General features: G+C 70.3%; 8 protein-coding genes. 3 read left to right on the plus strand and 5 right to left on the minus strand.

Going from position 1 to position 10,729, the window contains the following annotated elements; genetic code table 11:
* Positions 1-56: 56 nt before the first annotated feature.
* The 4 genes from ACFRAL_RS17020 to ACFRAL_RS17035 form a co-directional block, all read right to left on the minus strand.
* Positions 57-1,385 (minus strand): extracellular solute-binding protein, encoded by a 1,329-nt coding sequence (locus ACFRAL_RS17020; protein WP_336394587.1) that lies wholly within the window; start codon positions 1,383-1,385, stop codon positions 57-59.
* A 67-nt stretch (positions 1,386-1,452) separates the two neighbouring features.
* Positions 1,453-2,352, minus strand: coding sequence for a carbohydrate ABC transporter permease (locus ACFRAL_RS17025; protein WP_378885245.1), 900 nt, complete (start codon positions 2,350-2,352; stop codon positions 1,453-1,455).
* The gene (locus ACFRAL_RS17030) at positions 2,349-3,281 is read right to left on the minus strand and encodes a sugar ABC transporter permease (protein WP_336394585.1); all 933 of its coding nucleotides are present in this window, start codon (positions 3,279-3,281) and stop codon (positions 2,349-2,351) included. Before ACFRAL_RS17030 ends, ACFRAL_RS17025 begins: the two co-directional genes overlap by 4 nt.
* Positions 3,278-5,293 (minus strand): beta-galactosidase, encoded by a 2,016-nt coding sequence (locus ACFRAL_RS17035; RefSeq protein WP_378885248.1) that lies wholly within the window; start codon positions 5,291-5,293, stop codon positions 3,278-3,280. The genes ACFRAL_RS17030 and ACFRAL_RS17035 overlap by 4 nt, the downstream gene beginning before the upstream one ends.
* A gap of 144 nt (positions 5,294-5,437) precedes the next feature.
* Between ACFRAL_RS17035 and ACFRAL_RS17040 the strand changes: the two genes are divergently transcribed.
* Together ACFRAL_RS17040 and ACFRAL_RS17045 are read left to right on the plus strand one after the other, a co-directional pair.
* Positions 5,438-6,457, plus strand: a complete 1,020-nt coding sequence (locus ACFRAL_RS17040) for a LacI family DNA-binding transcriptional regulator (RefSeq protein ID WP_336394583.1) — start codon at positions 5,438-5,440, stop codon at positions 6,455-6,457.
* A gap of 194 nt (positions 6,458-6,651) precedes the next feature.
* Positions 6,652-7,719, plus strand: coding sequence for an LLM class flavin-dependent oxidoreductase (locus tag ACFRAL_RS17045; RefSeq protein WP_378885251.1), 1,068 nt, complete (start codon positions 6,652-6,654; stop codon positions 7,717-7,719).
* Between the two features lie 16 nt (positions 7,720-7,735).
* Here the strand turns inward: ACFRAL_RS17045 and pheA are convergent, their stop codons facing one another.
* Positions 7,736-8,716, minus strand: a complete 981-nt coding sequence (gene pheA, locus ACFRAL_RS17050) for a prephenate dehydratase (protein ID WP_336394581.1) — start codon at positions 8,714-8,716, stop codon at positions 7,736-7,738.
* A 205-nt stretch (positions 8,717-8,921) separates the two neighbouring features.
* Between pheA and pgm the strand changes: the two genes are divergently transcribed.
* Positions 8,922-10,565 (plus strand): phosphoglucomutase (alpha-D-glucose-1,6-bisphosphate-dependent), encoded by a 1,644-nt coding sequence (pgm, locus tag ACFRAL_RS17055; RefSeq protein ID WP_336394580.1) that lies wholly within the window; start codon positions 8,922-8,924, stop codon positions 10,563-10,565.
* The last annotated feature ends 164 nt before the right edge of the window (positions 10,566-10,729 follow it).

Here is a 10,729-nt window from a genome sequence, read left to right on the forward strand (position 1 = left end):
ACACGGCCGCGCCGCGTACGCCCGAGGGCTCCCGCGGCGCGGCGGTGCGGATCGCGTTACTGCGCGACCGGGATCGACTGGGCCTCGAGCGTCGAGATCGTCGACTCCTGCGCGGATTCGAGCGCCTCGAGCAGCGTGCCCTGACCGGTGACCGCCTTCTGGAAGCCGTCCGAGACGTCGGCGTACGTCTGCGTCATGGTCGGGCCCCACACGAAGTCGGGGTTGACCTGCTCCGCGGCCGCGGCGAACACGTCGTAGATCTTCTGGCCGCCGTAGAACTCCACGCCCTCCTGAAGCGACGGCAGCTGCAGGCCGGCCGTCGTGGCGGGGTAGATGTTCGCGGACTGGTTGAGTGCGGTCAGCGCCTCATCGGAGGTGTTGAGCCAGAGGGCGAACTTGGCCGCCTCGTAGAGGTGGTCTGTGCCCTTGAAGACGGCGATCGAGGAGCCGCCCCAGTTGCCGGCGCTCTCGCCGCCGGCCTCCCACTGCGGGGACGGGGCGACGGCCCAGTTGCCGGCGGTGTCGGGTGCACCGGACGAGATGGAGTTCGCGCCCCACACGGCAGAGTTCCACGTCCAGACCTCGCCGGAGTTGTACGCGTTGTTCCATTCCTCCGTCCATGCCGGGTACGTGGCCACGAGGTCCTCGTCGAGGAGCTGCTGCCAGTAGTCGGCCACGGTGGTGGACTGGTCGCCGGTCAGATCGACGGTCCACTCCTCGCCGTCGTTGGAGAACCAGTCGCCGTTCGCCTGCCAGACGAAGCCCGCGAACTGGTTGATGTCGGCGGTCGAGAAGTTGGTGATGTAGCCGCCCGCGGCGCGCACCGCCTTCGCTGCCTCCTTGTACTCCTCCCACGTCGTCGGCACGGCGATGCCGTTCGCCTCGAAGAGGTCGGCTCGGTAGAAGAGCGCCATGGGACCGGAGTCCTGCGGAACGCCGTAGACGCCGTCGCCGCCGAGCGTCACCTGGCCCCACGTCCACGGGATGAACTCGCTCTCGGCCGCCACGACGTCCTCGCACGCCGACAGATCCTCGAGCCCGTCCTGCACGCGGAAGCTCGACAGCGCGTCGTACTCGATCTGGCCGAGGTCGGGCGCGTTGCCGGCCTCGAGCTGGCTGAAGAAGCTCTGGTAGGTGCCGGAGTTGCCGTTGGGTCCGGTCTGGACCTCGACCTGGATGTCGGGGTTCTCCTCGTTCCACAGCGCGACGACGTCTTCGATGCCGGGGATCCATGACGTGAACTCCAGCGTGACGTCCTCGCCTGCGGGGGTGCAGGCTGCGGCCTCCGCGTCACCGCCTCCGGTGCTCGCGGAGGTGCATCCGGCCAGCGCCAGCGCGCTGAGCAGTGCGACGCCGGTGGCGACTGCCCTCTTGGTGTGCTGCATGATCTTCCTTACTTGGTGGGTGGTGCGGGATTACAGGGATGCCGGTGGGCGGCGCCCTCCGGCGGGCTCACTTCACGGACCCGGTGCCGAGTCCGTTGCGCCAGAAGCGCTGAAGGAGGAGGAACGCGATGATGAGCGGCACGATCGACAGGAACGAGCCGACCAGGACGTAGGTGCGCAGCTCGGGGATCTGGTTGAGCTGGGTGTTCCACGTGTAGAGGCCGTAGGTGACCGGGAAGAGCTCCTCGCTGCGCAGCATGATCAGCGGCAGGAAGAAGTTGTTCCAGATGGCCACGAACTGGAAGAGGAAGACCGTGATGAGCGCGGGCATCATCAGGCGCATCGACACGGTGAAGAACGTGCGCACCTCCCCCGCTCCGTCGATCCGGCCTGCTTCGATGAGCTCGTCGGGGACGGATGCCGCGGCGTAGATGCGGCTCAGATACACGCCGAACGGGCTGACGATGCTGGGCAGCAGCACCGCCCAGAAGGTGTTCGTCAGGTTCACCTGGCTGAACAGCAGGAACAGGGGCAGAGCGAGTGCCGTCGCGGGGACGAGCACGCCGCCCAGCACGACGTTGAAGTAGATCTCGCGGCCGCGGAAGCGGTACTTGGCCAGCGCGTAGCCGCACATGCCGGCGAACACGGTCGCCAGCAGCGCGCCGAGCCCCGCGTAGCCGAGGCTGTTGAGGATCCACCGCAGGTAGATGCCGTCGCCGAAGGACAGGAGATCCCCGATGTTCGCGAAGAGGTTGAGATCGGCGAACCACAGCGGGTTCGTGCTCAGAAGGTCGCTGCGATCCTTGGTCGACGCGATGAACAGCCACCAGATCGGCACCAGGAAGTAGAGCGTGAACACGCCCATGACCAGCAGCGCCGCACCGCGCGAGAGGATGCTCTCCCGGGGCCCGCGCGAGGGGGCGAGGTCATCGGCGGTCGCGCCGCGCGTACGTGTCAGCAGGCTCATTGCTCGGCCTTCCGCTGGGTGAACTTGAGGAACGCGAACGACAGCACGAACGTCGCGAGAGCGAGGACCACCGAGAACGCTGCGGCCAGATAGGGGTTCGGGATCGAGTTCGTCGCGTAGATGGTCATGTTCGGGGTGTACGTGGACGAGACCGCGGCGCTGAACGACCGGAACACCTGCGGCTCGGCCAGCAGCTGCAGCGTTCCGATGATCGAGAAGACGGTCGTGAGGATGAGCGCGGGGGCGACCATCGGAATCTTGATCGACCACGCGATGCGGATCTGCCCCGCACCGTCCAGCCGTGCCGCCTCGTACACCTCGGACGGGATCGCCAGGAGCGCCGAATAGATGATCAGCATGTTGTAGCCGACGAAGACCCACGTCACGACGTTCGCGATCGACCAGAGCACGAGCTCCGGCGAGAGGAAGTCGATCGTCCGGGTCACGTCCGTGAACGGCGACAGGTTCGGCGAGTAGAGGAAGCCCCACATGATCGCGGCGATGACGCCCGGCACGGCGTAGGGGGCGAAGAACGCCAGCCGGAAGAACCTCTTGCCCTTGAGAGCCGGGGAGTCCAGGAGCAGTGCGAAGAGCAGGGCGAGCCCGAGCATCACCGGCACCTGCACGACACCGAACAGCAGCACGCGCCAAACGGATTCCCAGAACGGGGCGTTCTGGAACACCTGGACGTACTGGGTCAGGCCGCCGAAGACCTCTCGCGGTTCGCCGTAGAGGCCGTCGCGCTCGACGACGAGCAGCGACTGGTAGACGGCGTAGCCGATGGGGATCAGGTAGAACAGCAGGAACAGGATGCTGAACGGACCGGTGAAGATCGCGATCGCACCCTTGTGCGGCGTCCTGCGACGCGGCGGCTTCCCCTCGCGCGGAGTCTTCCCGCCCCGCGTGACGAGGACCTCTGTGGCGGTCATGCGGCCGCCTCCTCTCTGATGATGCGCACGGCGCCGCCGGGCACGCTGACGCATCCGGCAGCCGGCATCCCGGTGACGAGCTCGAATCCGGTCGCGGTGAGCTCCGCGTCGGACTCCGAGTGGTTGACGATGAACAGGTACGAGGCATCCGCTCCCCGCCGGCGCACGATCTCCACGGCGCCCTCGGGTCCGCGCACTTCTGCCGCCGGACGCACGCCCGCCCGTTCGGCGATGCGGGCGAGCAGTGACCGGTAGTCCGCGGGATCGGGCAGCGTGGCGAGATACCACGCCTCTCCGCCGCCCCACGTGTTGCGGGTGACGGCGGGATGGCCGGCTGCCGGCCCGTCGACGAAGGATGCCTCGATCTCGGCCGTGGTGGTGCGCGAGCGCTCCGACCACAGGCGGGCGGTGGCGCCGTCCGAGAGGGCGAGCGACGCATCGGGTGCCACCGGCGCGAACTCCTCGATGCGGATGCCGAGCGCGTCCCGGAAGGGCCCGGTGTAGCCGCCCGTCCAGACGCGGTCCTTTTCGTCGACCGTGCCGCTGTAGAAGGTGACGAGAGCGGTGCCGCCCGCGGCGATCCAGTCGGTGATGACCGCCGCCTCGCCGGCGCGTACGAGGTGCAGCCCGGGGACCACCACGAGCCCGTAGGCCGAGAGGTCGGCGCCCGGTGGCACGACATCGACCGTGAGACCGAGCGCGTGGAGCGCTCCGTAGGCGGCGTGGACCTGGTCGAGGTAGCCGAGCGCCTGACTGGGGCGGGACTCGGTCTGGGTCGCCCACCACGATTCCCACGAGAAGACCAGCGCGACGTCTGCTTCGACGCGGCTGCCGGCCACCTCCCCGATGCGATCGACGATCCCGCCGAGCTCCACCACCTCGCGCCAGACGGCGCTGTCCGTGCCGGCGTGCGGGAGCATCGCCGAGTGGAACTTCTCGCTGCCCTGGACGGAGGCGCGCCACTGGAAGAAGCACACGCCGTCCGCGCCCCGCGCCACATGGGTCAGCGAGTTGCGCAGGATCTCGCCGTGAGCCTTGGGCTTGTTCAACGGCTGCCAGTTCACGGCGCCCGTCGAGTGCTCCATGAGGATCCAGGGGGCGCCCCGGCCGAGACCGCGTGAGAGGTCGGCCGCGAACGCGAGCTCCACGGTCGGGGTCGCGAGTCGGTGGTCGAGGTAGTGGTCGTTGGCGATGACGTCCATGTCGGCGGCCCACGACCAGTAGTCGAGGTTCTCGATGTGCGCCGTGACCATGAAGTTCGTCGTAATGGGCACGTCGCTCACCGCCCGGATCGCGTCGGCCTCGGCGCGGTAGTACGAGAGCAGTTCGTCGGAGCTGAAGCGGTGGAAGTCGAGTAACTGCCCGGGGTTGCGTGTCGAGATCGTGGCGCGGGGCGGGAGGATCTCGTCCCAATCGCCGTAGGTCTGGCTCCAGAAGGCGGTCCCCCACGCATCGTTGAGCGCGTCGAGCGTCGTGTACTTGCGACGCAGCCAGCCGCGGAACGCCGCGGCGCTGTCGTCGCAGTAGCACAGCGCGTTGTGGCAGCCGAGCTCATTGGAGACGTGCCAGAGCTCGACGGCGGGGTGGCTGCCGTAGCGACCGGCCACGGCATCGACGAGGCGGAGCGCGGCGGCACGGAAGACGGGCGAGCTGGGGCACCACGCCTGACGCCCGCCCGGATACCGGCGGGTGCCGTCCTCTGCCATCGGGAGGATCTCGGGGTGCGACCGCGCCAGCCACGCCGGCGGTGAGGCGGTCCCCGTGCCGAGGTTGACGCGGATCCCCGCCGCATGGAGCCTGCTGATGATGTCGTCGAGGCGGGCGAAGTCGAACTCGCCCTCCCGCGGCTCGACGTGCGACCAGCCGAAGATGTTGATGGCCACGAGATCGACGCCGGCCTCACGCATGAGGGTGATGTCTTCGTCCCATACCTCGGGGGTCCACTGTTCGGGGTTGTAATCGCAGCCGAACGCGATGCCCTCATGGGCGAAGGGGCGGGCGGGGACCTTCATGCTCTCCTCGGATCTGTGAACGTGCACAGATCCGAGCGAGATTCCTCTGCGCTGAGGTTCTGTGAACGTGTACAGAGTATGCAGGCCCGCGTGTCTTGTCAATCGGGTCCTGCAAGTGTGTGCGCGTGCACATACGATGTTCGCGTGGAGACCACGGGACGCAAGCGTCGGGCGACGGTGAAAGACGTCGCGATCGAGGCCGGGGTGTCGCGAGGCACGGTCAGCCGCGTGCTCAACGGGCAGCCCTACGTCTCGGACGAGGCCCGCACGGCCATCGACGCCGCCATCGCGAAGGTCGGCTTCGTGCCCAACCGCGCGGCGCGCAGCCTCGTGATGCAGAGTTCGCAGGCGATCGGGCTGATCGTCCACGAGCCGCATTCGCTCTTCGTCGAAGATCCGAACATCGGGTCGATCCTGCTCGGCGCGAACGCCGCCCTCTCGGATGCCGACTACCAGCTGTCGTTCATGATCGCCGACACCACCCGCGACATCGAGCGCCTCGCCCGCTACCTGAGCGGCGGACTGATCGACGGCGTGATCATCGTCTCGGCCCGCGTCGGAGACCCCATCACGCGCGCGATCGCCGACCTCGGACTTCCCGCCGCTTTCGTGGGTCACCCGCGGGACATCGGGGATGCCGCCTACGTGGCCATCGACAACCGCGGCGCCGCGCGCGAGATCACCAGCCGCCTGGCCGCGACCGGGCGGCACCGCATCGGCATGATCGCCGCAGCCCTCGACCGGGACTCGGGCTCCGATCGACTTGCGGGCTTCGTCGACGCCCTCGGCCATCGGTTCGACCCTCAGCTCGTGCAGAGCGTTCCGCTGTACTCGTACTCCGACGGCCAGGCGGGCATGCGGGCGCTCCTGGACCGCGTGCCCGACATCGACGGCGTCTTCGCGTCCAGCGACGCGGTGGCCGCCGGGGCGATGGACGTCCTCCAGTCCGCGGGCAAGGTCGTGCCCCGCGACGTGGGCATCGTCGGGTTCGACGACAGCTCCTGGGCTCTGCGCTGCGACCCGCCCCTGTCGACGGTCCACCAGCCGGCGAACGAACTCGGGCGGGCCGCCGCGGAGTCCGTGCTGCGCCAGCTGCGCGGCGAGGATCCCGGCACAGGGGGCAGCGTCCTGGCGTGCCCCGTCGTGTGGCGCGAGTCCGCCTGACCCGGATTGCGCCAGCCGGCTCGCTGCTCCGGAAATCGGACTTCTGGCCGCTTTCCGGAGCCCTGGGACGCTGAGGCTCCGGAAAGGCGCGGAATGTCCGAATTCCGGATCCGCGAAACCCCGGGCTGGAGGCCTGCGGCCTCGGACGCGGCACGGGCGGAATGCGACGGCCGGGGCGGAGGTTGGCTACAGCGATGAGCACCGCCACCTCTGCCCCGGCCCTGTCCGTCCTCGACCTCGTCCCGGTGCGCACCGGGCAGACCAGCGCACAGGCGGTCGCGGCATCCCTCTCCCTCGTCGACGCCGCCGACCGGCTCGGATACCGCCGCTACTGGTTCGCCGAGCACCACAACATGCCGGCGGTGGCTTCGACGACGCCTCCGGTGCTGGCCGCCGCGGCGGCGGCGCGCACGTCGCGCATCCGGCTGGGGTCCGGCGGCGTCATGCTCCCCAACCACTCCCCCCTCGTGGTGGCCGAGCAGTTCGCGGCGCTCGAGGCGCTGGCTCCGGGTCGCATCGACCTGGGTCTCGGCCGCGCGCCGGGCTCCGATCCCGTCATTACCCAGCTGCTCCGCCAGAGCGGCACCACGAGCGACGTCGAGCGCTTCCCCGACCACGTGCGCGACATCCTGCGCCTCGTCGCGCCCGACGGCGCCGCCCTGCGGTTCACCTCGGGCGGCACGTACGACGTGCACGCGACGCCCGCAGCCACGACGACGCCCGAGGTGTGGCTGCTGGGCTCGAGCGACTACTCGGCGCAGCTGGCCGCGGCGCTGGGTCTGCCCTACGTGTTCGCCAACCACTTCTCGGGCGAGGGCCTCGAGCGCGCCCTCGACCGGTACCGGTCGGCGTTCGTGCCCTCCGAGACCCTCGCCGCTCCGCGCACCTTCCTCACCGCGAACGTGCTCGTGGCGCCCACGCAGGGCGAGGCCGATGAGCGCGCACTCCCGAACCTCCGCATGACGGCACGGCTGCGCACGAACCGTCCCTTGGTCGCCCTCGAGACCGTGGAGCACTCGATCGCGAACGCCGCGGACTTCGCCGGCCTGGGCGAGACGTTCATGGCGTCGGCGCGCGCGAAGTGGTTCGTGGGGACGCCGTCGGCGGTGGCATCCGATCTCCGCTCCTTCGCCGCACAGCACGGCGTCGACGAGATCATGATCTCGCCCATCGCGGGGTCGTACGAGGAAGAGCCGATGGATGCCGCGCCCGGCCGCCTGCAGACCCTCGAGCTGCTCGCCGCCGAGTACGACCTGGGGTGACCCGGCCGAGCCGGTCTCAGTCCTGCATCTCCGGCTCTCCGGAGATGAGGCCGCGCAGCCAGTCCCGCGCCTCGACGAACACGTCGTCGGCGTAGCGCTCGGGGTAGTGCACGACGGCGCGGTCCGCGCGCGGGTACGAGCCGAGGAACGTGACCCTCGGGCTGAAGCGGCGCAGCCCGAGGAGCGCGTCGGCCATGCGCTCGTCCTCGAGGTGGCCGTCGGCGTCGACGACGAAGCGGTACCGGCCGAGCTCGTCGCCGATCGGACGCGAGGCGAGCAGCGAGAGGTTGATGCCGCGGGTCGCGAACTGCTCGAGCATCTCCAGCAGCGCGCCGGGATGGTCGTCGGGCAGCTCGACGATCAGCGACGTCTTGTCCGCACCGGTGGGGGGCGGCGGGACGACCGTCCGGCTCACCAGGACGAAGCGCGTGACCGCGTTGGCGTTGTCGCCGATGTTCGAGGCGAGCAGCTCGAGCTCGTGGTGCTCGAGGATCCCCGGAGGCGCGATCGCGGCATCCGCGTCGCTCGACCCGTCGAGCAGCCCCATGGCGCTGGCGACGTTGCTCGCGGCCGGGACGTGCGCATGGGCCGGCAGCGCCCGCGAGAGCCACTGGAGGCACTGGGCGTATGCGACCGGGTGCGCGGCGATGAGCGAGACGTCGTCAAGCCGGGTGCCGGGGCGGCCCACGAGCACGAACTCGACGGGAACCAGGTACTCGCCGACGATCCGCAGGCCCGGCACCGTCGCCAGCGCGTCCTGCGCGGTCGACACGCCGCCGTCGACGGAGTTCTCGATCGCGATCATGGCCGCGTCGGACCGGCCGTCGACCACGTCGGCCAGGGCCTCGCCCACGTTGCGCACCGGCCGCCACTCGTGTCCGCGAGCCTCGGGCACCTGCGCGAGCGCCGCCTCGGTGAACGTGCCGGCGGGACCCAGATAGCTGTAGGTGCGGCGGGCGGGAGCGGATGCCCCGGGGGCGGCGGCCTCGGAAGTCACGCGTGCCAGCCTATCCCGGTGCGCGCGACCAGCTGTCGGCGGCCGGCGGCGTACGGTTCGCAGGACCGGAGCCGTTCGGATCGGCCGTCGGCCGCGGAAATCCGCGGCCTGGGAGCCGCGCCCCGAGGACCGGTCCTGCGTACGGTACGCGTCATACCGGGTCAAGCCTGTGCAGCGGGACCGGCGGGCGGGCAGACTGGGACGCATGAGTCGAGCAGGACAGCCCGCTGAAGCTTCCGACCTCATCGACATCGATGAGCTGATCGCCGCGTACTACGACGTCGTACCCGATCCCGCCGCTCCCGAGCAGCGCGTCGTGTTCGGAACGAGCGGGCACCGCGGCTCCTCCCTGTCGGGGAGCTTCAACGAGACCCACATCCTCGCCACGACCCAGGCGATCGTGGACTACCGCCGGGCGCAGGGCATCGAGGGGCCGCTCTTCCTCGGCCGCGACACCCACGGTCTCTCCCTGCCCGCCGAGCGGAGCGCGATCGAGGTGCTCGTGGCGAACGGCATCGACGTCCGCGTCGACGCCCGCGACTCGTGGGTGCCCACGCCGGCACTCAGTCACGCCATCCTGACCTACAACCGCGGGCGGGATGCCGCCGACCCGGGCCGCGCGGACGGCATCGTCGTGACGCCCAGCCACAACCCGCCGCGCGACGGCGGCTTCAAGTACAACCCGCCGAACGGCGGACCGGCCGACACGGACGCGACCGGCTGGATCGCGGACCGCGCGAACGAGCTCATCGCGGCCCGCCTCGAGGGCGTCGAGCGCACGCCCTTCAAGGACCTCGACGGCGACACGCTCGGCCAGTACGACTTCCGTGACGCCTACGTCCGCGACCTCGCGACCATCATCGACGTCGACGCGATCCGCTCGGCCGGCGTGCGCATCGGCGCCGACCCGCTGGGCGGCGCGTCGGTCGAGTACTGGGCGCTCATCGCCGAGGTGCACGGCCTCGACCTGACCGTCGTGAACCCCGACGTCGACCCGACGTGGAAGTTCATGACCCTCGACTGGGACGAGAAGATCCGCATGGATCCGTCGTCGCCGTCGGCCATGGCCGGGCTCATCGGCCGCCGCCACGAGTACGACATCCTCACCGGCAACGACGCCGACGCCGACCGGCACGGCATCGTCACCCCCGACGCCGGGCTGATGAACCCCAACCACTACCTGGCCGTCGCGATCGACTATCTTTACTCGCATCGTCCGGAATGGCCGACGGATGCCGCGATCGGCAAGACCCTCGTCAGCTCGATGATCATCGACCGCGTGGCCGGGTCGCTGGGCCGCGCCCTGCTCGAGGTGCCGGTCGGGTTCAAGTGGTTCGTCCCCGGGCTGCTGGACGGCTCCGTCGCCTTCGGAGGCGAGGAGTCGGCGGGCGCGTCGTTCCTCCGCAAGGACGGCACCGTCTGGACGACCGACAAGGACGGCATCCTGCTCTGCCTCCTCGCCGCCGAGATCCTCGCGGTGACGGGCAAGACCCCGTCGCAGCGCTACGCGGAGCTCGAGGCCGAGTTCGGTGCGTCGGCGTATCAGCGCGTCGACGCCCCGGCCTCCGCCGCGCAGAAGGCGGCGCTGGCGAAGCTGGCGCCCGAGTCGGTGTCGGCGACCGAGCTCGCCGGCGAGCCGATCACCGCCAAGCTCTCGCACGCGCCGGGCAACGGCGCCGCGATCGGCGGGCTCAAGGTGCAGACCGAGCACGCGTGGTTCGCCGCGCGGCCGTCGGGCACCGAGGATGTGTACAAGCTCTACGCCGAGTCGCTGCGCGGTCCCGAGCACCTGGCGCAGGTGCAGGCCGAGGCGCGCGAGGTGGTGGCCGCTGCCATCGCCGGCGCCTGACGCCGGCCGCTCCCCGGGCGGCACGTCGCCGGCGCCTGACGCCGGGCTCCCCGGACCGAACGACGCCGGGCAGTCCCGCGGCGAGCCCCCACGACGCCGGGCCGCCTCCGCGAGGCGCCCCCGGACACGAGAACGCGCGAACCCCCATGCCGGAGCATGGGGCC

The sequence above is a fragment of the Microbacterium sp. NPDC056736 genome, assembly GCF_042790415.1.
Classification (GTDB): Bacteria; Actinomycetota; Actinomycetes; order Actinomycetales; family Microbacteriaceae; genus Microbacterium.

What these genes read in the sequence shown, in the direction of transcription:
- ACFRAL_RS17020 (WP_336394587.1), bottom strand. Translation starts at nt 1,385, where the DNA reads ATGCAGCACACCAAGAGGGCAGTCGCCACCGGCGTCGCACTGCTCAGC.
- ACFRAL_RS17045 (WP_378885251.1), top strand. Translation starts at nt 6,652, where the DNA reads ATGAGCACCGCCACCTCTGCCCCGGCCCTGTCCGTCCTCGACCTCGTC.
- pgm (WP_336394580.1), top strand. Translation starts at nt 8,922, where the DNA reads ATGAGTCGAGCAGGACAGCCCGCTGAAGCTTCCGACCTCATCGACATC.
- ACFRAL_RS17025 (WP_378885245.1), bottom strand. Translation starts at nt 2,352, where the DNA reads ATGAGCCTGCTGACACGTACGCGCGGCGCGACCGCCGATGACCTCGCC.
- ACFRAL_RS17030 (WP_336394585.1), bottom strand. Translation starts at nt 3,281, where the DNA reads ATGACCGCCACAGAGGTCCTCGTCACGCGGGGCGGGAAGACTCCGCGC.
- ACFRAL_RS17035 (WP_378885248.1), bottom strand. Translation starts at nt 5,293, where the DNA reads ATGAAGGTCCCCGCCCGCCCCTTCGCCCATGAGGGCATCGCGTTCGGC.